The organism is Microbacterium sp. NPDC055455, assembly GCF_053619935.1.
This window is the reverse complement of sequence record NZ_JBSHLB010000001.1, coordinates 636,435-658,765: the sequence shown is the minus strand read 5'-3', so window position 1 is coordinate 658,765 and position 22,331 is coordinate 636,435. Positions and strand designations below refer to the sequence as shown.

The following is a 22,331-nucleotide window of genomic DNA, read 5'->3' as shown; positions in this document are numbered from 1 at the left end:
CGCGACACGTCTACACCGGCCGGAGGCGCAGGGTGTCTCAGCCGCGCCCCGGCAGGAACCGTCGGACCAGGCCCACGGCCACGGACAGCTCGGGGGCGCGCAGCAGCGCCAGGAATCCCGCGTAGACCACGAGGACGACGACCCCGATGATCGCCGCACCCACGGCGCCGAGCACCTTGTCGGCGACGGTCCACCCGTCCACGCCCCCCAGCAGCTGGAAAGTGAGCCACCCGGCGCCGGCGGCCGGAACGGCGGCCAGCGCGAACCGGCCGAGCGACAGCATCCAGGATCCCACCCGGATGCCTCCGAGCCGGCGGTGCAGGAGCCACGTCGCGACGATCACCTGCACGACGCTCGCCAGCGACTGCCCGAGCGCGACGGCCGCCGTCAGCCGGGAGGCCGGCAGCACGCCCGCGGTGAACGCCCACAGCGCCCCCCACGCGGTGAGCACGACGAGCGTGCACTGCAGGATCGTGAAGAGGAACGGCGTGCGGGTGTCGTCGTAGGCGTAGAACGTGCGCTGCACCACGAACAGCACGGCGAGCGGGATGAGGCTGATGAGGTAGCACAGCAGGACCGCGGATGCCGCGACCGCCTCGTCCGGACTGTCGGTGAAGATGCGGGATGCCGGGATCGCGGCGACTCCGAGCGCCGCCGTCGCACCCACCACGAAGAGCCCGAGGGTGCGGATGCTGCGGCCGATGTCACCCCGGACGTCCTCGTCGCGTCCCGCCGCGGCGTGCTCGCTGAGCTGGGTGAAGTACGGCGTCCCGATCGAGAGCACGATGATCGAGTACGGGAGCATGAACAGCAGCCAGGCGTTGCCGGCCACGAAGACGCCGGGGTCGCCTTCGGGGATGCGCGACATCACCTGGGACTGCACGATGCCGGCGAGCTGGCCCGCGAGCACCATGAGGAAGGTCCAGCCGGCCAGCCGGCCGATCTGGCCGAGCCCGACGCCGCGCCACCCGAAGTCGGGTCGCACGTGCAGACCCGTCTTGCGCCAGAACGCGAACAGGATCGCGGTCTGCACGACGATGCCGAGGGTCGCGGTGCCCGCGAGCACCGCGATCATCACGGGCGTCCACTGCGTGGAGCTCCCGGCCGGGCCGAACAGCCAGATGAAGGCCACGAAGCCGGCGATGGAGACGAGGTTGTTGACGATCGGCGCCCACGTGTACGGCCCGTAGACCCGTCGCGCGTTGAGGGACTCGCCGACGAGCGCGAACAGCCCGTAGAAGAGGATCTGCGGCAGGCACCAGTAGGCGAAGGCGGTCGCCAGCGCCTGCTGCTCGGGAGGGAACGCCGGCGCGTAGAGCGCGACCAGCCAGGGCGCCGCCGCGGTCGCCACCAGCGTCGTGCCGAGGAGCACCACGGTGCCGAGGGTGAACAGCTTGGAGACGAACGCCCGGCCGCCGTCGTCATGGGCGGCGGCCTTGACGATCTGCGGCACGACGACGGCGCTCAGAAGACCCGTCGAGATGATGGCGTAGATGTTGTTGGGCAGCTGGTTCGCGACGGCGAAGGCGTTGCCGCCCGCCGTGGTCGCGCCCACCGCCGACACCAGGACGACCGCGCGGAGGAAGCCCGTCAGGCGCGACACGACCGTGCCCGCGCCGATGAGCACACTCGCGCGCCCGATCCCGCTCACGGCTTCGTCTCCTCGCGGGGCTGCGGCTCTTCCACCGCGCCGTCGGGGCCGGGCTCCGCGACGGCGGTGTCGGCCGCGACGGCGGTGTCGGCATCCGTCCCGCGCCGGCGCCGACGCACGCGGAGCACCGTGCGGACGATCCCCATGATCAGCAGCGCTCCGACGAGCACGGCGAGGGCCCCGATGCCGACGCCCTCCCAGTCGGCCCACACGTTGACCTCGACCGACTCGGGCTCGCCGATCGCGACGAAGGCCGGGCTGCGCAGCTGCAGCGTGAGGGTGACCTCGCCGCGTCCGACCCGCGCCTGCACCGGGACCTCCACGCGCGTGTTGCTCTGCGCGGTGGCGACGACGGGCGTCTCGTTCTGCACGTCGAGCCGCAGGTTGTCGCGTGTGGTGTAGAGCACGAGGTTGACGGGATACGGCAGGTCGTTGCGCACCCAGAAGCGCAGCGAGGCGTTCGATCCGTAGAGGTCGTTCGGAACCGTGGGGAGCAGCGCGACCGACCCGAGCGTCGTCCTTGTCTGCTCGCGATGCTCGGCGATGGCGGCGGCCCAGTCGGGGTCGCCGACCCAGGCGACGCCGAGGAGCTGGAGGATCTCGTTGCGCTCCGGGCCGTTGAGCAGTGAGGGCTCGTCCAGGATGGTCGCGAACCGGCCGAGCTCGCCCTCGTCGGCGACGAGGGTCGCCGCGGCCGCCGCGCGTTCGGTGGACGGCTCGACGCCGGTCAGCGCGATCTCGTCCGAGGCGCTCGTGGTCACCGCCGGCAGGCTGCGGGGCAGCACATCGGGCGCGGTGACGGCGGCGGAGATCGCCGCCTCCATCCCCACGCGCGAGCGGTCGTCCCCGCGGCCGAGGGTGACCAGCACGGGACCCTGCGTATCGGCCGTGGCGAACGCGAGGTAGGCGGTGGCGGCCGACAGCGGTGCGCCGCGCAGCCAGGACTCCTCGCTGCGCGACGCCTCGTCGAGCGCCGTCGAGACGTCGCTGTCGTAGACGAGCACCTCGGACTCGCCGACGACGCCGTGGGCGGCGACGGTGCGTCCGGCGGCTCCCGGCTCGGTCGTCGCGGACGGGATCACCGTGATCGAGGGCACGCCGCCGTCGGTCGGGATCTCGCCGAGCTGCGCCACGACGTCGGCGTCGGCGGTGCCGTCGGCCGGCCAGTAGACGCCAGCTCGTGCGGCGGGCCCGATGTCCAGGAGCTCATCGGTGCTCGGCAGCGCTGGTCCCGGCGGCGCGGTCGGCGTCGGACTCGCGGCGGTAGGGTCGCCGGGCGTCGGTGTCGGCGTGGGGGTCGGGCTGGGGGTGACGTCCGCGAAGTCCGACGGGGACATGTAGGCCCGGAACGACGTGGGCGCCAGGAGGCGGGGGAGGTCGGCCTGCAGCTGGGGGGTGACGTCCGCGTCGCCGAACTGCAGCGCGAAGCGGGAGTTCTGCATGCTCTCGAGCTCGGCGAGCCACTCCGCGGCCGACTCGGGCGCCGACGTTCCGAGCACGCGGATCGAGGCGGGCACCGCCGGATCGACCGCGAGGATCGCCTGGGTGCCTCGCACGGCGTCGAGCTGATCGGTCAGACTGCCCTCGGGGCCGGTCAGCACCGCCAGCTCATCGGCCGTCAACAGCCCTGCGCGGAGGGGGCCGGCGGTGATGGGGACGATCACGCCGAGTCCGACGTCGGCCGCCTCGGCCGGGGGCACGATCATGACGCTCACCGAGGTCACGGTGCCGGAGGCGTCCTCGTACGACGCCGAGAGGGGGTAGACGCCCGGGGCGCGGTCCGCGATTGCCGGATCGTCCGCCGGGACCGTCACCCCGCGCACCTGGAACGACCCGGACGCCACGATCCCGGTCGAGGTCGTCGCGATCGGCTGCAGCGAGGGATCCGGCGCACCCTCGAGCCACCTCGTGAGCGCGGTGCGGTCGGTCAGCGGAGCGGTGCCGAGCGAGAGCGTGACGTCGACCGGCGCCAGGTCGGCGGCCGTGCCGTTCTGCAGCGAGATCGAGACGCTCAGCGACTCGCCGGCTCGCACGACGCCGTTCGCAAGCGGAGAGAGCGTGAACGCCGTCGTCCCGGGCGGCACGGCCGACGTGGGGGTGGGCGTGGGCTCGGGGGACGGTGCGGCGAGGGACGGGGCCGGCAGCAGGAGGGTCGCGAGCACGGCCAGCGCGGCGACGGCGGCGGTCACGAGGCGCTGTGCGCGGCGAGGCGTGCGCCGCAGTGCTCGCGGTTGGGTCACGATCATCCTGTCGGGGGTTCGCTCCTGTGCGATGTCCTGACCGCACGATCGACTGCGATTCTACGGTCCGCGCCTCCGAGCCCGCCGGATGCCGGGCCGCACCGGCGTCACGTGCCGCGGACGGCGGCACGACGACGGCCCGCTCGCGCGGTTGAATGGTCGGATGCTGCCCGAACCGGATCCCGCCCGCTGCCGCGACCTCGCCGCCGACCTGCGCGACGCGGGGTTCACCGCCGAGGCGCTGCGGGATGCGTGGGGGCAGGCCGCGGACGACGCGATCGCGCGGGGGCTGCGCTCGCCGGCGTCGCGCGGGCTGGGGGACCGCGAGGATCCGCTGGCCGTGCTGGGCAGGCTTCTGGTGCTCGGGATGCCGCAGGCCGCGGCATCCGTCGATCGTGCACTCGTCCGCAACGGCGCCGAGGGCCTGATCCGGCTGGGGCTCGCGTCGGCCGAGGGCGGCGAGGTGCGCCCGCTGGCGCTGGTGCGGCCGCAGTCGTACGCCGACGAGACGGGATCCGGCCAGTGGTGGGTCGCGAGCGATCTCGACGAGGCGGCGCTCGGCGGGCCGCTCCCCGAGGACCACGTGCTCGGGGTGGGCGGCGCGTCGCTGACCCTGGCGGGCCTGCAGCTGCCCACACCGGCGGCGCGGGGACTGGACATCGGCGCCGGATGCGGCATCCAGGCGCTGCGCGCCCGCGCCCACGTCGACCACGTCGTCGCCACCGACATCTCTGCGCGCGCCCTCGCGTTCACGCGGCTGAACGCGCTGCTCAACGGCGTGGACGGCATCGAGGTGCGGCAGGGAAGCCTGTTCGCGCCGGTCGAGGGGGAGCTGTTCGACCGGGTCGTGTCCAATCCGCCCTTCGTCATCACGCCGCGCGTCGCCGACGTGCCGGCGTACGAGTACCGCGACGGCGGCATGGTGGGCGACGACCTCGTGGCGGCCTTCGTCTCAGGGGTCGGCCGCCACCTCGCACCCGGCGGTGTCGCACAGCTGCTGGGCAACTGGGAGACCCGCGACCGCATCGCGGGCCTGGACCGCGTGCGCGGGTGGATCGAGTCCTCGCCCGTGCCGCTGGACGCCTGGGTCGTGGAGCGCGAGCGACTGGACCCGCTGTCGTACGCCGAGCTCTGGGTGCGCGACGGCGGGACGCTTCCCGGCACGCCGGGCTTCGCGCGCCTCGTCGACGCGTGGCTCGACGACTTCGGCGCGCGCGGCGTGACCGAGGTGGGCTTCGGTTACCTTCTCCTGCGGCGGCCGCTCGACGGCGTGCCGACCCTCTCCCGGTACGAGACGCTCCACGCCGCGCTCGCCGGCGACGGCCTCGGCGCTCACCTCGCGGCGGCGCTCGACGCGCACGACCGCCTCGGCACCCTCGACGACGCCGCGCTCGCGGCATCCGTCCTCCTGGTGGCGCCCGATGTCACCGAGGCCCGCCACCACCTCCCCGGCGCCGACGACCCCACGATCATCGAGCTGCGGCAGGGCGGCGGGTTCGGGCGGGCTCTCGGGGTCGACCCCGGTCTCGCCGCACTCGTCGGCGCGTGCGACGGGGACCTGCCCGTCGGGGTGCTGATCGACGCGATCGCCGAGCTGCTCGAGGTCGACGGCGGCGCCCTGCGCGCGGATCTGCTGCCGCGCGTGCGCGAGCTGCTGTTCACGGGCTTCCTGCGGTTCGCCCCCGGCGGCTGACCGCGCGGCGGGAGAGGATGCGCTCGGTAGGCTGGAACCCATGCTCAACATGGCCGAGGGCATCGCGCGCCTCGGCGCGCTCGCCGAATCCCCCGTCGTCGCCGCGCTCGCCCGCGCGTTCTCGGACGCCGGGTTCGACCTCGCCATCGTCGGCGGGCCCGTGCGCGACGCGCTGCTGGGCCGCCCCACCAACGACCTCGACTTCACCACCGATGCGCGGCCGGACGACATCCTGCGGATCGTCACCCCCGTGTCGACGGCGCAGTGGGACATCGGCCGCGCGTTCGGCACGATCGGTGCGCGCGTGCACGGCGAACAGGTCGAGATCACCACGTACCGCGCCGACAGCTACGACGGCGTCACCCGCAAGCCCACGGTCGAGTTCGGCGACACGATCGACGGCGATCTCCTGCGTCGCGACTTCACCGTGAACGCGATGGCGCTGCACGTGCCCGGCCAGACGCTCATCGACCCGACGGGCGGCGTCGAGGATCTGGTGCGCGGCGTGCTGCGGACGCCGACCGATCCCCACGTCAGCTTCGGCGACGATCCGCTGCGCATGCTCCGCGCCGCGCGCTTCGCGTCGCAGCTCGGTTTCGAGGTCGACGACGCCACCGTGTCGGCCATGGCCGAGCTGCGCCAGACGCTCGAGATCGTGAGCCCCGAGCGCATTCAGGGCGAGCTGGCGCGCCTGCTGGCGACCGACGACCCGGTGCGCGGCATCCGCCTGCTCGTGCAGACCGGTCTCATGAACGAGTTCCTTCCCGAGGTGCCGGCGCTGCAGCTCGAGGTGGACGAGCACCACCACCACAAGGACGTCTACGAGCATTCGCTGACGGTGCTGCGGCAGGCCATCGATCTGGAGAAGACACGGCATCCGGATGCCGCGCCCGACGTGCCGCTGCGGCTGGCGGCGCTCCTCCACGACATCGGCAAGCCGGCGACGCGGCGCCTCGAGCCCGGCGGCGGGGTGACGTTCTACCACCACGACATCAGGGGCGCCCGGATGGCGCGCAAGCGGCTTCAGGCGCTGCGCTTCGACTCGGCCACCATCGCTGCCGTGACCCGGCTCATCGAGCTGCACCTGCGCTTCTTCGGCTACTCCGAGGGCGCGTGGACCGACTCCGCCGTGCGCCGGTACGTGCGCGACGCAGACGCCGAGCTCGAGCGTCTCCACATCCTCACGCGGGCGGACGTCACCACCCGGAACGTCAAGAAGGCGACACGGCTGGCCCGCGCGTACGACGACATCGAGCGCCGCATCGACGAGCTCGCCGCGCAGGAGGAGCTCGAGGCGATGCGTCCCGAGCTCGACGGCAACCGCATCCAGCAGGTGCTGGGCATCAGCCCGGGCCGCGAGGTCGGCGAGGCGTACCGCTTCCTGCTCGACCTGCGGCTGGACGAGGGGATCGTGGGCGAGGACGAGGCCGAGCGGCGCCTGCGGGAATGGTGGGCCGCGCGGGCCTGAACCGGCGGTCGACCCTACCCCTACACTGGACGCACGCTCCCCGACGTCGATCGGAGCCGCCGTGTCCTCACCGTGGTCGCAGCGACGGGAGGTGTCGCCCGAGACCTCACGCCTGCTCATCGAGCGCGCCCATGAGGAGCTCGTCGCCGGCAATGCGGGAGACGAGCGCCTGCGCGACGTCCGCGCCCTCGTGCGCGAGTCGTGGCGCCGCTCGCTCGAGGGCCTGGTCGCGGCGGAGGCCCTCCCGCCGCTCGATCTGACGGCCGACGAGCTCGAGGCCTACCGGCGCGCCCACCCGCTCGCCGGGGTGATCGACATGGTGCGCGGGCTGCTGCTGCCCGGCGAGGCATCCGAATCGGGCGTCGTCGTGGCCGTGGGCGATGCGGCGGGACGGCTGCTGTGGGTGGAGGGCGACCGGCACGTCCGCAGCCTCACCGGAGCGATGGGCTTCGTCGAAGGCGCGAACTGGTCGGAGGACGCGGTGGGCACCGCCGCGCCCGGGACGGCGCTCACGCTCGGCCGGTCGGTGCAGATCAGCGGCGCGGAGCACTTCAACCGGCTGGTGCAGCCGTGGTCGTGCACGGCGGCGCCCGTCCACGACCCCGAGACGCGCCGCATCCTCGGCGTCATCGACGTCACCGGGGGCGTGGAGGCGGTGACCCCGCAGGCCCAGCTCCTCGTGGACGCGACGGCCCGCGCCATCGAGGGAGAGCTGCTGGTGGCACGCCTGCGCGAGCGCGCGGCCGTTCGACACGCTCCCGAATCGACGCGGGGGCCCCGCCGCACGCCGACACGGCGCCCTGAGCCGACGCGGGCGACCCTCCGCGTGCTCGGGCGGGATCGGGCGCTGCTCGAGGTGGTCGGCGAGGGTGTCCAGACCCTGTCGGAGCTCGGCCCCCGGCACGCCGAGCTGCTGCTCATGCTCGCCGTGCACCGGCAGGGCCTGTCGGCCGAGCGCCTCGGCGAACTCGTCTACGGTGATCCGGAGGGCTCGGTGACGCTCCGTGCCGAGATGGTGCGGCTGCGCAGGGCGCTCGCGCAGACAGCTCCCGCCCTCGTGCCCGAATCCCGCCCGTACCGGCTCGGCGTCGAGGTCGAGACCGACGCCCACCAGGTGCTGTCGCTCCTCGATCGCGGCGCGCACCGGGTCGCCCTCGCGGCATACCGCGGCGACGTGCTCCCCGACTCGGTCGCGCCCGGTGTGGAGGAGTTCCGCGAGACCGTCCGCACGGCGCTGCGCGAGGCGCTGATGGCGGAGGCATCCGTCGACGTCCTGCTCGCGTTCGCCGAGACGGATGCCGCCGCCGGCGACGTCGAGCTGCTGCGGCTCTGCCTCTCGATGCTGCCTCCCCGCTCTCCCCGGCGCGCGGGGCTGGTCGCCCGCATCGAGAAGCTCGAGTCCGACGAGTAGCCGCCCGCTGCGCCTTGCTCGGGGTCGCGCAACGTTGTGCAACCTGGCCCGGCCTACCTTCGACCCATCGCGACGACGACCGTCGCGGACAGCGTCGAAGGAGACCATCATGACCATCGTCGAAGAGGGCGTCTCGAGCATCTACGCCGCTCCCGGGCAGCGCGGCTCGATCGCCGACTACCGCCCCCGCTACGGCCACTACATCGGCGGCGAGTGGGTCGAGCCGATCAAGGGCCAGTACTTCGAGAACATCAGCCCCGTCAACGGCAAGCCGTTCACCGAGGTCGGCCGCGGCACGGTCGAGGACATCGACCGCGCGGTGGACGTCGCGTCCAAGGCGTTCGAGTCGTGGAAGCGCACGACGCCCGCCGAGCGCGCCGTGATCCTCAACAAGATCGCCGACCGCATCGAGCAGAACCTCGAACGGATCGCCGTCGCCGAGACCTGGGAGAACGGCAAGCCGGTGCGCGAGACCCTGGCCGCCGACATCCCGCTCGCCGTCGACCACTTCCGCTACTTCGCCGGCGTCCTGCGGGCGCAGGAGGGCTCGCTCAGCCAGCTCGACGAAGACACGGTGGCCTACCACTTCCACGAGCCGCTCGGGGTGGTGGGCCAGATCATCCCGTGGAACTTCCCCATCCTGATGGCCACGTGGAAGCTCGCTCCCGCGCTCGCCGCGGGCAACTGCGTCGTCCTGAAGCCCGCCGAGCAGACGCCGGCGTCGATCCTCTTCCTCTTCGACATCATCGGCGACCTGCTCCCCGCGGGCGTCGTGAACATCGTGAACGGCTTCGGCATCGAGGCGGGCGCGCCGCTCGCGCAGCACAAGCGCATCCGCAAGGTCGCCTTCACCGGCGAGACCACGACGGGCCGGCTCATCATGCAGTACGCGTCACAGAACCTCATCCCGGTGACGCTCGAGCTCGGCGGCAAGAGCGCGAACGTCTTCTTCGAGGACGTCGCCCGCTCCACTGACGACGGCTACTACGACAAGGCGCTCGAGGGCTTCACCTTCTTCGCGCTCAACCAGGGCGAGGTGTGCACCTGCCCGTCGCGCGCCCTCATCCAGCGCTCGATCTACGACCGCTTCCTCGGCGACGGCCTCGAGCGGGTGTCGAAGATCGTGCAGGGCAACCCGCTGGACCCCGCGACGATGATCGGCGCTCAGGCGTCCAACGACCAGTTGGACAAGATCCTGAGCTACATCGACATCGGCAAGCAGGGTGGCGCCAAGCTGCTCGCCGGCGGTGAGCGAGTGGACCTCGGCGGCGACCTCTCGGACGGCTTCTACGTCGCCCCCACGGTGTTCGAGGGCACCAACGACATGCGCATCTTCCAGGAGGAGATCTTCGGACCCGTCGTCTCGGTGACCTCCTTCGACGACTTCGACGACGCCATCTCGATCGCCAACGACACCCTCTACGGCCTCGGTGCGGGGGTGTGGAGCCGCTCGGGCGACACCGCGTACCGCGCCGGACGCGCGATCGAGGCCGGCCGCGTCTGGACGAACACGTACCACCAGTACCCCGCGCACGCGGCGTTCGGCGGCTACAAGCAGTCCGGCATCGGGCGCGAGAACCACCTCAAGATGCTCGACCACTACCAGCAGACGAAGAACCTGCTGGTGTCGTATGCCGACGGGGCGATGGGCTTCTTCTGATCCTCCCCGCAGACCCGGGCGGAGCGCCCCACGCCCGCCCGGGTCGTCCTGGCGGCATGTTCGTCACCGGCCTTCCGGCCCGGCCCCCGTCGAGATCGCGGTTACTCGGCGAACGACCACGTCATCGGCGCCGATAGCGTGCGATCTCGCCGAGTACGCGGTTACTCGGCGTTGACGAAGGACGCGCGAATGTCCTTCTCGGTGAATGCGTGCATGATTCTTTGCTTCCGGGAGGCCGTGATTCAGGGGAAGAACGAGCCGCCGAGGCGGGAGAGGATCCACAGCACCACGACGACACCGCCGACGACGATCGACACCCACGGGATCCCGCGCTGCAGACGGCGTCCCTCGGGGGCGACGCCCGGCGGCGGCCGCAGCGACTCGAGCGGGGGCGTGAAGGGAACGGCGGATGCCGCACCGGCGTGGTCCGCGCCGCCCGCGGCGGTCGCAGCGCCCTGGGTCGAGGCATCCGCCGCCAGGCGCTCGTCCCGCCACCGCGCCCACTGCGCGAGCTTGTCCAGCAGCGCGCCGACCACCGAGAACAGCCACGCCCACGTGGCGGGGTCGAGAGTCGAGAAGTCGCGCTTGGCGTACAGGAAGAGCCAGTCGTCGACGATCTCGACGTCGAGCGCGGCGGCGTTGTCGATGAAGCGCGCCATGATGTCGGGCGTGAAGAGGTAGAGGGCGTCGCGCTCGTAGTCCGCGGGGCAGTAGAGCGCGAAGTAGCGGTCGAAGTCGCCCTCGAGACTGAGGCGCTGGTCGCGGTCGATCGTCATCGGCAGGTTCGAGCCGAACAGCGAGTTGTTGCTCGTCGCGTCCAGCACGATGTGCGGCAGCGGGGTGTCGAGCTTGACCGCGACGTAGCCCCAGTGGTGGGTCTGCCGGTTCTTGCCCGAGCCGGTCGTGTAGCGGTGATTCCCGAACTCGACGAAGCGGGGGACGTCGCCGCGGATGAGGTCCCTCGCCTGCCGTGAGCTGCCGATCGAGAAGATCATGCCCGGCAGGCCGGGGCCGTCCAGCGCCGGCAGGTACGTCATCCCGTTGGCGCGCGCGAACCGGTCGAACCGGTACATGCGCTCCTGCCTGCCGCGGGTGCCGCGGACGAAGAGCGTGATCGCGAGGGCGGCGATCACGCCCAGCACGATCAAGGGGAACAGCGCGAACAGCACGCCCAGTCCGCCACCGCCGCTGATGCCCGACGACAGCGCCCCCACGACGGTCGACACGATCGTCAGCGCGACCGAGCCGAACACGATGAGGAAGACGGCGCCGAGGACGATGGCGACGAACGGGCTGCTCCCCGATCCCGGGAGCCGGCCGGTGCGGCGAAGCTCGTCGGCGAAGGCGCGGGGTGCGCCGTGCGGCACGGGCTCCACGAGCGGACGCGCATCGAAGGGATACGTCGTCGCCGAGCGGGCAGCGGAGGGATCGCTCACCCGACCACGGTACCGGCGGCCGGGTCCAGCCCAGGGTTCTGCACGCCCGCGCCCGGGAAGGCATGATCGGAGGGACGCGAGGAGGCGCCATGACCGATGCCCGCAGGGACCCCGACGACCTCGACGCGCTGCGCGAGGCATCCGACATCCTCGGCATCGACGCACTGCTCAGCGCCGAGGAGCGGTCGGCCCGCGACCGCGTGCGCGCGTTCGTCGACGACGAGATCCGCCCTCACATCGCCGACTGGTTCGACCGCGCCCACTTCCCCTTCGAGCTCGCCCCGACCCTCGGGCGGCTGGGCGTGCTCGGCATGGAGCTGGAGGGGTACGGATGCCCCGGCCGCAGCGCCGTCGAGTACGGCCTGGCCGCGCTCGAGCTCGAGGCGGGTGACTCCGGCATCCGCACCTTCGTCTCGGTGCAGGGCTCGCTGGCGATGGGGTCGATCCACCGCTGGGGCAGCGCCGAGCAGAAGGAGCAGTGGCTGCCGGCGATGGCCGCCGGCGAGGTGATCGGCAGCTTCGGCCTCACCGAGCCCACCGCCGGCTCCGACCCGTCGAGCATGAAGACGTTCGCCCGTCGTGACGGCGGCGACTGGATCATCACCGGGGCGAAGCGATGGATCGGGCTGGCCTCGGTCGCCCGTCTCGCGGTCGTGTGGGCGCAGACCGACGACGGCGTCCGCGGCTTCCTCGTGCCGACCGACGCGCCCGGCTTCGAGGTGACGGTGCTCGCGCCGAAGGGCTCGATGCGCGCCTCCGTGCAGACCGAGCTCCGCCTGGACGGCGTGCGGGTGGAGGCATCCGCTCTGCTTCCGGGTGCGCGCGGACTGCGCGGGCCGTTCTCGGCGCTGAACGACGCGCGCTACGGCATCGTGTGGGGTGCGCTGGGCGCCGCGCGCGACAGCTACGAGGCGGCGCTGCGGCACGCGCTGCGAAGGGAGCAGTTCGGCCGGCCGATCGCCGGCTTCCAGCTCACGCAGCGCAAGCTCGTGGACATGGTGGTCGAGCTGCAGAAGGGTGCGCTGCTCGCGCTCCACATCGGACGGGCGAAGGATGCCGGCACCCTGACGCCCACGCAGGTCTCGCTGGGCAAGCTCAACAACGTGCGGGAGGCGATCGAGATCGCCAGGGAGGCGCGGACGATCCTCGGCGGCGACGGCGTGCTGCTCGAGCACTCGCCGATCCGCCACGCCGCCAACCTGGAGTCGGTGCGCACCTATGAGGGGACCGACGAGGTGCACACCCTCGTGCTCGGACAGCACCTCACGGGACTCGGCGCCTTCCGCTGAACCGGCGATTCGGCGACGGTTGCGGCATCCGGTACCATTGGAGGGTTGTCCGCACGCGTTCTATACGCGGGAAGCCGGATGACGTGCAACACACCCTCCTGCTGCCGGGAAATGCCCGGCAGCCGTTCTAGTCCGAAGGAGGTGGGTTAGTGACGCACCAGTACGAACTCATGGTCATTCTGAACCCTGAGATCGACGAGCGCCAGGTCGGCGCCAACCTCGAGAAGTTCCTCAAGGTCATCACGACCGACGGCGGCACCATCGAGAACGTCGACATCTGGGGCAAGCGCCGTCTTGCGTACGAGATCCAGAAGAAGAACGAGGGCATCTACGCCGTCGTCAACTTCACGGCGACCGCCGCGACCACGCAGGAGCTCGATCGCCAGCTGAACCTCAGCGAGCAGATCATGCGCACCAAGGTCCTCCGCGCCGAAGAAGCGATCGCCATGATCGCCTCCGAGAAGCAGCGTGCCGACGAGCGCGCCGCCCGCAAGAGCGCCAAGGCTGCGAAGGCCTGAGGAACATGGCCGGCGAGACGATCATCACCGTCGTGGGGAACCTCACGGCAGATCCCGAGCTGCGTTACACGCAGAACGGCCTCCCCGTCGCGAACTTCACGATCGCGTCGACGCCGCGCAACTTCGACCGTCAGGCCAACGAGTGGAAGGACGGCGAAGCGCTGTTCCTCCGCGCGAGCGTGTGGCGTGAGTTCGCCGAGCACGTGGCCGGCTCGCTGACCAAGGGCATGCGGGTCATCGCGACCGGCCGTCTGAAGCAGCGCAGCTACCAGGACCGCGAGGGCAACAACCGCACCGCGATCGAGCTCGAGGTCGACGAGATCGGCCCGTCGCTGCGCTACGCGACCGCACAGGTCACCCGCGCTGCGGGCGGCTCCGGTGGCGGCGGCAGCTTCGGCGGTGGCGGCGGCCAGTCCCGTCCGGCGCAGGTCGCCGACGAGCCGTGGTCGACGCCCGGTTCGTCCAACGCCGGCGGTGCCGGTGGCGGCGATGCCTGGGCCGCCCCGGGCGCCTACGGCGACGACACCCCGTTCTGATCTCAGAAGAAGATTCCGGATGCCCTGTGACGAGGCATCCGATCAAGAAAACGTAAAGGAAGCACCATGGCTGGAAAGGCAACCGGCGACCGCCGGAAGCCGCGGAAGGGCGCGAAGAACGCGGCCCCCGCGAAGGCGATCCGTGTCGGTCTCATCGACTACAAGGACGTCGCGACTCTTCGCAAGTTCATCTCGGAGCGTGGCAAGATCCGCGCCCGTCGTATCACCGGTGTCTCGGTGCAGGAGCAGCGTCTGATCGCCAAGGCGATCAAGAACGCGCGCGAGATGGCGCTCCTGCCCTACGCCGGCGCTGGCCGCTAAGGAGTACCGACATGGCAAAGCTCATTCTCACGAACGAGGTGGCCGGGCTCGGTAGCGCCGGTGACGTGGTCGAGGTCAAGAACGGGTACGCCCGCAACTACCTCATCCCCCAGGGCTTCGCGGTCGCATGGACCCGCGGTGGCGAGAAGCAGGTGGCGTCGATCCGCGCCGCCCGCGAGTCGCGCGCGATCCACGACCACGAAGAGGCTGTGGCTCTCAAGAACAACCTCGAGACCAACAAGGTGCGCCTCGCCGTCAAGGCCGGCGCCGAGGGTCGCCTGTTCGGTGCGGTCAAGACCGCCGACGTCGCGGACGCGGTCAAGGCCGCGGGTCTCGGTGACCTCGACAAGCGCAAGATCCACATCACCTCGCCGATCAAGTCGACGGGCGAGCACGAGGCGACGGTCCGTCTTCGCGACGACCTCACCGCTGTGATCACCCTGCAGGTGGTCCCCGCCAAGTAAGCCTCGGCTTTCGAAGCGACATACGGATGCCGCGGACCTTCGGGTCCGCGGCATCCGTCGTCTCCGGGGGGAGTCCGACGCGGATGCCGCGAGCCCCCCGGTTCACGGCATCCGCGCGTGGCATCTCCGCCGCGATGACGGTCCCGAACCGTCGATCGCGGCGGAGATGGTCGTGCTCCGCGGCCCGTGGCGTCCGGTCCAGGCAGCGCCGGACTCCACGGGCCGGGAGATCGTGGTGGTCTGAGGGGGTGCGGGAGGGCTGCTGGGGACAGCCCTCCCGCTGCTCACGCGGGTCGAGGCAAAGGGCGTCTGGGGAACGTCGACTTGCCCCGTCGACTCACGCGGAGCGGCGCCGCGAAGCGCGCGCGATGGCGCCCGCTGCCAGGAGGGAAAGACCCAGCAGCAGGAACGGCATCGCGCCCGATCCTCCTGTCGCGGCGAGCTGTGCGACCGTGCCGGCCGACGCGTTCGAGCCGGTCATGCCGTCCGACGCGGTCGGGCCGACCATGCCGCCCGATCCGCCGTCGCCCGGGGTTCCGTCGTGACCCGGGTTCCCCGGCGTGCCAGGGTCGGTGGGGTCGGTCGGGTCCGTCGGATCGGTGGGGTCGGTCGGGTCCGTGGGATCGGTCGGATCGGTGGGGTCGGTCGGGTCCGTGGGATCCGTCGGAACGACCGGGCCGGTGGTGGAGCTGTCGCCGATCACCGAGACGGCGTTGCCGCCGATGACGACGGGCAGCGAGATCGGCGCGAGCACCTGCGTGCCGCCGAGGAGGGATCCGTCGCCCGCGGTGCCGCCGACGACCGCACCGCCGCCCGTGCCCGGCGTCGCGGTGGCGCCGGTCGAGCTGCTGTCGCCGATGACCGAGATGGCGTTGCCGCCGGCGGTGATCGGGGCGGTGACCGGTGCGACGACCTGGGTGCCGCCGAGGATCGAGTCCTCGCCGCCGGTCCAGGCGTCGGTGCCGCTCGAGCTGCTCGGCGCGGGCGACGCGGTGGTCGTTCCCTCGCTCGAGCTGTCGCCGATGACCGAGACGGCGTTGCCGCCGGCGGTGACCGGGGCGGTGACCGGTGCGACGACCTGGCTGCCGCCGAGGATCGAGTCCTCGCCGTCGGTCCAGGCGTCGGTGCCGCTCGAGCCCGGGCTGCTCGGCGCGGGCGACGCGGTGGTCGCTCCCTCGCTCGAGCTGTCGCCGACGACCGAGATCGCGTTCCCCGAGACCGTGACGGGCGCGGCGACCGAGACGACTCCCTGCGTCCCCGAGAGGATGCCGTCGTCGCCGGACGTCTCGGCCGCAGCAGGCTGAGCAGCCGGTGCGGGTGCGGTCGTGGCATCCGACGACTCACTGTCGCCGGCTACCGACACCGCATTGCCGGCGACGGTCACCGGCACGTTCACCGAGACGAGCGCCTGCGTGCCCGACGCGGCGCCGTCCTGGCCGCCTGTCGTCGCGTCCGCGGGTGCGGGATCCGACGTGGGAGCGGCGGCGGTGCTGCCGTCGCTGTGGGAGTCGCCGATGACCGACAGCGACGTGCCGCTGACGGTGACCGGGAGTGTGACGTCGATGACGGCCTGGCTGCCGGAGAGCAGCCCGTCGTCACCGGTGGTCTCGGCCGCGGTCGCGGCCGTGGCGCCGAGCAGCGTGATGCCGCCGGCGAGAAGCGTGCCCCACAGGGCGCGCTTGCAGAAAGTACGCATTGGTGTTCCCCTTTGTGATCGATCGGATGCAGCGCGCGAAGCGGCGCTGCTCAGCGCGGGAGGCGCGCTGAATCTCTGCCGCACTGCGCTCGTGAGAGCGAGGCGGCGGAGAGCCGATCAGTCAGGGGAGACGTCGGTGGAACCGGCGGGCGCCGGCGGTGCGTGATCGTCCTCGGGACCTGCTCGGCGCACCCAGGCACGGTGTGCGGCGAGTGGAACGAGGGCGATGAACGCCCAGGCGCCGGGACCCGCACCGCCGGGTCCCGCGGAGGCGGAGGGCAGGCAGAGCCCGCCCGGAGAGCTGGAGGGCCCGCTCGCGCTGAGCGCGGCGGACGAGACGTACAGCGCTTCCGCCGCAACAGCGGAGGCGACGGATGCCGCAGCCCAGGCGGCATGCAAGGCCGCTGCGGCGGTGGCGGAGGCGCTCGCAAGGAGCGTGACGGCGCCGGCCGCGATGGTGGGCGTCTCGCTCGGCCAGGCGCCGTCGGCGGGGTCTGAGAGTCCCGGCAGACCCGGCAGACCCGGCGTGGCGGGGGTCGAGGGGAGTTCGCCGACGGGCGGCAGACCGACCGTCGTGCCCGTCTCGACGACCACGCCCACGAGGTCGTCGAGCGTCTCATCGACCGTGCCGCCGAGGTCGGTGACGGCGTCGTCGAGGCCGACGGCGGTGGCGACGTCGCCGACCATGGGCACGGCGGTGACGACGTCGACCACGGGCTCGGTGATGTCGCTGACGACGCCACCCGACACCGCGTCCGAGACCGGCTGAGCGACGGTCGTGACCGCCGAGCCGACGACGTGCACGACCTGGCTCACCGGCTCCTGCACGGGCTCCGGCGTCGAGGCGACGACCGTGTTGACGGCGGTCGTCGCGCCTGTCGTGACGGTCGAGACCGTCTGGGTCACCGTCGCCGCTGTCGTGTCGACGGCGGCCGTCACGGTTCCGAGTGCACCCCCGAGCAGTCCCCCGTCGTCGGTCTCATCCGCCTGCGCGTGTCCCAGCCCGAAGCCGAGGACCAGTGAGAGGACGATCCAGGCGAACGCGGACACGGTCCCGATGAGGGCCAGCCGCACGATCCTCGGCAGCTGCGAGGTTGCGATCTCCACGTTCACCTCCCACGACGAAAGAGCCGCACGTTCCGGACGGATCGTGCGTGAGGGTGCCTGGATTAGAGAGGCTAGCGCGCGAGTGATGCGCTGTCCAGAGGATTCTCGAGCGGGTTGCGACCTGCTCATTTTGAGTGTGAGGGCTGTTGCGAGCGGGCCGGAATTGTGCACAGGGTGCCGCCGGAGACGCAACCTTCAACCCTGACTTCAAGCACGTCTCTCTCCACAGGTTGTGAATGAAGCACATCCAGGTCACACGCGCTTTCCACGCCGGATCTGAAGGAACGACGCGAGGTTGTCCACAGGGGTTCTGCACAACTGCGACGGCGTTTCGCGCAGGCTTTCCACACAGTTATCCACAGGCGCTGTTGCGAGTGTCGGAGGGGATCCATAGCGTTGGGGGCGGCCCATTCGGGAACGCGTGTCGCACGGCTGGGGGCAGTGCGACAGCCGGCGCAGTGCGACGCGAAGGTGAGCGGAAGAGGGTGTTCCGCTGCGCGTTCGTGCGTTGTCGGCGCGCCCGCGCCCACAGCACCAGACGACGAACAACGATGACCGTGACCGAACGGCAGGGAGGACGCGCAGCGTATGTCGATCGCCGACATCTCCGAAGAGCGCATGGGGGGTCCCCGCGACTTCGAGCGCACTCCCCCGCACGATGTGCTGGCGGAGCAGAGCGCGCTCGGCGGAATGCTGCTGTCGAAGGACGCGGTCGCCGACGTCATCGAGACGCTGCGCGGCGCCGACTTCTACATCCCGAAGCACGAGCTGATCTTCGAGGCGATCCTCACCCTCTACTCGCACGGCGAGCCCACCGACGTGGTCGCCGTCACCGATGAGCTCATCAAGACGGGCGAGCTGCAGCGCGCGGGCGGCGCCGACTACCTCCACACCCTGACGTCGATCGTCCCGACGGCCGCGAATGCCGGGTACTACGCCTCGATCGTCTCTGAGCGCGCCCTGCTGCGCCGTCTGGTCGAGGCCGGCACCCGCATCGTGCAGATGGGGTACTCCGGCCAGGGTGAGGCGCTCGACCTCGTCAACAACGCACAGGCCGAGATCTACTCGGTCACGGGGGCCGAGCAGGCTGAAGACTACGTGCCGCTCACGATCGCGGTCGACGCCGCCGTCGAAGAGATCGAGGCCGCGCGCGGGCGCGACGGCCAGATGACCGGCATCCCGACCGGCTTCTCGGGTCTCGACCAGCTGACCAACGGCCTGCACCCGGGGCAGATGATCATCATCGCGGCGCGACCGGCGATGGGTAAGTCGACGCTGGCGCTCGACTTCGCGCGGTCGGCGGCCGTCAAGCACGACATGCCCACGATCTTCTTCTCGCTCGAGATGGGGCGCAGCGAGATCGCGATGCGCCTGCTCAGCGCCGAGGGAGCGATCCCCCTGCAGTCCATGCGCAAGGGCACGCTCGACTCGCGCGACTGGACGACCGTGGCCGCGACGCGCGGCCGCATCAACGATGCCCCGCTGTACATCGACGACAGCCCCAACATGACGCTCGTCGAGATCCGCGCGAAGTGCCGCAGGCTCAAGCAGCGCGCGGGCCTGAAGCTCGTCGTCATCGACTACCTCCAGCTCATGACGTCGGGCAAGCGGGTCGAGTCGCGTCAGCAAGAGGTGTCGGAGTTCTCTCGAGCGCTCAAGCTGCTCGCGAAGGAGCTCGGGGTCCCGGTCATCGCGCTCTCGCAGCTGAACCGTGGCGCCGAGCAGCGCGCCGACAAGAAGCCCGCGCTGTCCGACCTGCGCGAGTCGGGCTCGATCGAGCAGGACGCCGACATGGTCGTGCTCCTGCACCGCGAGGCCGCCTACGAGAAGGACTCGCCGCGCGCCGGCGAGGCCGACCTCATCGTCGCCAAGCACCGCAACGGCCCGACCGACACCATCACCGTCGCGTTCCAGGGCCACTTCTCGCGCTTCACCGACATGGCCCCGGGCGACTTCGGGTAGGTGAATCTCGCGCTAACGTCTCCAATTCTCAATGCAGACGTCCTGATCGGCGCGGGGCGGGACTACGCCAGACCAGCTTGGATGGCGCGGATGTTCGCTGCGAGGACGCCTCGACTGAGGAGACCGGGCCCGAGCGGACCACTCGTGTCCTCACCGAGCAGCGGAAGCTGTCGTAGTGCGGTCTTGGCTTCCGGGCTCAGCTGGTTGAGCTGCCAGCAGATCTCTGCTCGGACTGCGTCCACCTGATCGGGTTTCGACAAGCCCACAGCTTTCGCCGCGTATGCGGCGGCCCCGAGGGCATGCGCGCCCATGTGGGCCACGCCGGCGGCTTGCGCCGCTGCGCGCGCGGCCGCGATGGCCTGCGGGCTCGCGACCTCGTGCGCAGCGCGTCCCGCAACGAAGCGGCGACGGATCTCACCCGCGGCACCGAGCTCGCCGCGCGCGAATGCCCGCGTGCGAGCGATCGCATCGCGTGGCCGCGAGTCGTCGGGCGACTCCGACTCGAAGATCGCGAGGACTCGTTCGGCGCAGTCAGCCGCCCACGATGCCCCGATCCGGCGATCAGCCTCGCTCAACGCCTGCGGCGATCCCATCACGCGCTGCCAGCACGACGAGATGCGCGAGCTCGTGCAGCCTCATGCGCGTCGTGCAGCAGCGAGATCACGTGCTCCGACGTCGCGGACGCCGGATTCACCACCGACACCCATCCGGCCGCCCCGTACAGAGGGTGCGAGACGAACACGTCGGCGTCGGCGGGGCTCGCACCGTCATCCGCGATCTGCGGTGCGCGATCGCGTCCGACGTGGATGTTCACGCGGAACCGACCAGACTCGTCCAATCTCGATTCCTCGTCATCGGGATAGTTCTTCGTCACGATCGTCCCGTACGGCTGCGTCCGCTCCGGCATCGCTCCATCCGGGGCGTAGTACAAGAACGCGTCACCCCACGCCACCTCCGGCGAACCGCTCCCCTCTCCGGGGATGACCACGAGCACACCCTCGAAGCCGCTGACGGCATCGACAATCTCCTTCATCTCCATCCTTCCATCGTCACGTTGAAGTGCTTATGTGGACCTTGGCGAGATGGGAGCATGCATGCCAGCCAAAAAGTCTCAAGAGACGATGTTCACGACGGCCGCGGTCGCTCGAATGGTCGGCTATTCCACACAGCAAGTTCGCGACCTCGAACGGCTCGGAGTGCTCCCCGCCGCCGAGCGCACCCCCAACGGATACCGCTGTTACCAGGAGCGCCACATCGTCGCGCTCCGCGCCTATCGCGCACTGGTCGCCGCGATCGGATCCGTGCCGGCGCGACAGATGATGCCCACGCTGGTGCACGGCACCCTCGAAGCCGCTGCAGAGAAGATCGATGACCTGCACGCCCTGCTGGCGCGCAGTCGTGAACACGTCCGCGAAGCAAGCCGCGGTCTCCAGGCGGTTCTCGCCGACACCACCCTCGTCTTCGACGACCGCGACTCCATGACGATCAGCGAGCTCGCGGACGCCCTCGGTGTTCGCTCGTCGGCGTTGCGCCACTGGGAGCATGAAGGCCTCGTCAACCCGGATCGGATCGGTCAGTCGCAGACCCGTCGATACAACGCTCGAGCGATCACGGAGGCACGTATCGTCGCTGCGCTCCGAAGCGGCGGACACCGCATCCCACCGATATCGCGCGTGCTCGCCCAGCTTCGCGAGCACGGACTGACGTCAGAGGCTCAAGCGCTTCTCGACGAGCGGCTGTCGGATCTCAGCCGCCGCAGTGTCGCGCTGCTCGCCGCATCAGGACAACTCCACGCACTCCTCAGCGATCGGCAGCAGACTGCCGCGTGAAGGTGGCATTCGGCACGGGGATGGCCGTCGCACAACCGACCGAGGAGTCCCGTCTGACCCGACCGTGATGTCGCGGTTGGCGTGCCCCTGCGGGCATCTTCATCGGGCGGGGTCAACGGGCCTCACCGATTCGAGCGCCTGCGAGACTCCTTGAGGCCGGGACATGGCGCGGTTGGACCGACGAACGCGCTGTTCCACCTCCCCAACCGCTAGACGCTTGGGACTCCGGTGATGGATGCCGGCGATATGACGATCGTGATCGTTCCCTGTCTTGGCGGGTTGCAGCGGTGGTCGGCAGGACAGTCGCGAAGGCGCTTGGCTTCTTCCTCTCGGTCGTCAAATTCTTCTCGGTCGTCAAACCGCCCGAGCAGATGAATGCCCAGACGATGCTTCCGCCAGAGGCCTTTCCGCCCCGCGTGGACGAATATCGGCCCTAGAGCAGACGAGGTCAAACGCCTCACGCGCTCGAGGACCCGCAACCGACACCAACGACCGGCATGAGAGCGGCCAAAGAGCTCGGCCGCTTCACTGTCGGGGATCGGCGCTAGCGTCGATTCGTGATCGAGATTGCCCGAACCCGCCGCACGTCTAGTGCCTCGGCATCGCTGTTCTTCGAGCGCTGGTGCGCGATCGAAACACACCCCGAGTGGGCGCCGAGCATGGAGTATTTCAAGCTGTCAGAGCCCTTCGGATTGGGCGCCCGCGGAGTCCTGAAAGCGGTCGGTGGTCAAGAGTCACCGTTCCGCGTCACGACAGTGGGGCCGGGCTTTGTCTATGCCGACACCACCGAACTCGATGGGGCGGAGTTGACCGTGCACCACGAGGCCGTCGAGGGGCTCGACGGTACTGAGGTCACACTGTCTGCATGGCTCGACGGGCCAGCCGAAGCGCAACTGGCAAGGGGAATGTCTGCCGAGGTTCAGCACAGCCTGGAGCACGACCTGGCCGCGCTCGCAGCGCTACTCGAGGGCTAGCATCAGTCGGCGAGCCAGGCGTTAGTGCCCGCGCACGCGGAGACACGATCGAACGAGCGCTGCTTGGTTCCTGAGC

Annotated in this window: 19 protein-coding genes; 12 read left to right on the top strand and 7 right to left on the bottom strand. The window is 70.9% G+C overall.

The window, feature by feature from the left end:
• Positions 1–37: 37 nt before the first annotated feature.
• The gene (gene murJ, locus ACWGUG_RS02895; protein ID WP_336394022.1) at positions 38–1,651 is read right to left on the bottom strand and encodes a murein biosynthesis integral membrane protein MurJ; all 1,614 of its coding nucleotides are present in this window, start codon (positions 1,649–1,651) and stop codon (positions 38–40) included.
• Positions 1,648–3,891 carry a DUF6049 family protein gene (locus ACWGUG_RS02890; RefSeq protein WP_452323790.1) on the bottom strand — a complete coding sequence of 748 codons (2,244 nt, stop codon included), beginning with the start codon at positions 3,889–3,891 and terminating at the stop codon, positions 1,648–1,650. Before ACWGUG_RS02890 ends, murJ begins: the two co-directional genes overlap by 4 nt.
• A 163-nt stretch (positions 3,892–4,054) precedes the next feature.
• On the opposite strand from ACWGUG_RS02890, the gene ACWGUG_RS02885 reads away from it, so the two are divergent.
• From ACWGUG_RS02885 to exaC, 4 genes are all read left to right on the top strand, one after another.
• Positions 4,055–5,584 carry a DUF7059 domain-containing protein gene (locus ACWGUG_RS02885; protein WP_452323789.1) on the top strand — a complete coding sequence of 510 codons (1,530 nt, stop codon included), beginning with the start codon at positions 4,055–4,057 and terminating at the stop codon, positions 5,582–5,584.
• Positions 5,585–5,624: 40 nt separating this feature from the next.
• Positions 5,625–7,052, top strand: coding sequence for a CCA tRNA nucleotidyltransferase (locus ACWGUG_RS02880; RefSeq protein WP_452323788.1), 1,428 nt, complete (start codon positions 5,625–5,627; stop codon positions 7,050–7,052).
• Positions 7,053–7,113: 61 nt separating this feature from the next.
• Positions 7,114–8,463 carry a GAF domain-containing protein gene (locus ACWGUG_RS02875; protein ID WP_452323787.1) on the top strand — a complete coding sequence of 450 codons (1,350 nt, stop codon included), beginning with the start codon at positions 7,114–7,116 and terminating at the stop codon, positions 8,461–8,463.
• Between the two features lie 109 nt (positions 8,464–8,572).
• A complete protein-coding gene (gene exaC, locus ACWGUG_RS02870) occupies positions 8,573–10,123 on the top strand; it encodes an acetaldehyde dehydrogenase ExaC (protein ID WP_452323786.1) in 1,551 nt (516 codons plus the stop codon).
• Positions 10,124–10,365: 242 nt separating this feature from the next.
• On the opposite strand, the gene ACWGUG_RS02865 is transcribed toward exaC, so the two are convergent.
• Entirely contained in the window at positions 10,366–11,559 is a 1,194-nt protein-coding gene (locus ACWGUG_RS02865; RefSeq protein ID WP_336394028.1) for a hypothetical protein, read from the bottom strand.
• A gap of 89 nt (positions 11,560–11,648) precedes the next feature.
• On the opposite strand from ACWGUG_RS02865, the gene ACWGUG_RS02860 reads away from it, so the two are divergent.
• From ACWGUG_RS02860 to rplI, 5 genes are all read left to right on the top strand, one after another.
• A complete protein-coding gene (locus ACWGUG_RS02860) occupies positions 11,649–12,848 on the top strand; it encodes an acyl-CoA dehydrogenase family protein (RefSeq protein ID WP_452323785.1) in 1,200 nt (399 codons plus the stop codon).
• A gap of 149 nt (positions 12,849–12,997) precedes the next feature.
• A complete protein-coding gene (gene rpsF / locus ACWGUG_RS02855; protein ID WP_336394032.1) occupies positions 12,998–13,366 on the top strand; it encodes a 30S ribosomal protein S6 in 369 nt (122 codons plus the stop codon).
• Positions 13,367–13,371: 5 nt separating this feature from the next.
• Positions 13,372–13,902, top strand: coding sequence for a single-stranded DNA-binding protein (locus ACWGUG_RS02850; protein ID WP_336394033.1), 531 nt, complete (start codon positions 13,372–13,374; stop codon positions 13,900–13,902).
• A 66-nt stretch (positions 13,903–13,968) separates the two neighbouring features.
• Positions 13,969–14,223, top strand: a complete 255-nt coding sequence (gene rpsR, locus ACWGUG_RS02845; protein WP_045301896.1) for a 30S ribosomal protein S18 — start codon at positions 13,969–13,971, stop codon at positions 14,221–14,223.
• 11 nt (positions 14,224–14,234) lie between these two features.
• On the top strand, positions 14,235–14,687 hold the full coding sequence (gene rplI / locus ACWGUG_RS02840) for a 50S ribosomal protein L9 (RefSeq protein WP_336394034.1): 453 nt from the start codon (positions 14,235–14,237) through the stop codon (positions 14,685–14,687).
• A 337-nt stretch (positions 14,688–15,024) separates the two neighbouring features.
• Here the strand turns inward: rplI and ACWGUG_RS02835 are convergent, their stop codons facing one another.
• Entirely contained in the window at positions 15,025–16,383 is a 1,359-nt protein-coding gene (locus ACWGUG_RS02835) for a chaplin family protein (RefSeq protein ID WP_452323784.1), read from the bottom strand.
• A 117-nt stretch (positions 16,384–16,500) separates the two neighbouring features.
• Complete coding sequence (locus ACWGUG_RS02830) at positions 16,501–17,490, bottom strand: hypothetical protein (RefSeq protein WP_452323783.1); 990 nt, start codon at positions 17,488–17,490, stop codon at positions 16,501–16,503.
• 588 nt (positions 17,491–18,078) lie between these two features.
• On the opposite strand from ACWGUG_RS02830, the gene dnaB reads away from it, so the two are divergent.
• Positions 18,079–19,452, top strand: coding sequence for a replicative DNA helicase (gene dnaB / locus ACWGUG_RS02825; RefSeq protein ID WP_336394039.1), 1,374 nt, complete (start codon positions 18,079–18,081; stop codon positions 19,450–19,452).
• A 62-nt stretch (positions 19,453–19,514) separates the two neighbouring features.
• Here dnaB and ACWGUG_RS02820 read toward each other — a convergent pair whose 3' ends face one another.
• A complete protein-coding gene (locus ACWGUG_RS02820; protein ID WP_452323782.1) occupies positions 19,515–20,045 on the bottom strand; it encodes a putative immunity protein in 531 nt (176 codons plus the stop codon).
• Positions 20,045–20,485: a DUF6194 family protein gene (locus ACWGUG_RS02815; protein WP_452323781.1), complete on the bottom strand. Its 441-nt coding sequence runs from the start codon at positions 20,483–20,485 to the stop codon at positions 20,045–20,047. Before ACWGUG_RS02815 ends, ACWGUG_RS02820 begins: the two co-directional genes overlap by 1 nt.
• A gap of 88 nt (positions 20,486–20,573) precedes the next feature.
• Here ACWGUG_RS02815 and ACWGUG_RS02810 point away from each other — a divergent pair, with 88 nt between their 5' ends.
• Complete coding sequence (locus ACWGUG_RS02810; protein ID WP_452323780.1) at positions 20,574–21,281, top strand: MerR family transcriptional regulator; 708 nt, start codon at positions 20,574–20,576, stop codon at positions 21,279–21,281.
• Between the two features lie 557 nt (positions 21,282–21,838).
• Positions 21,839–22,255: an SRPBCC family protein gene (locus tag ACWGUG_RS02805; RefSeq protein ID WP_336394044.1), complete on the top strand. Its 417-nt coding sequence runs from the start codon at positions 21,839–21,841 to the stop codon at positions 22,253–22,255.
• Positions 22,256–22,331: the final 76 nt, after the last annotated feature.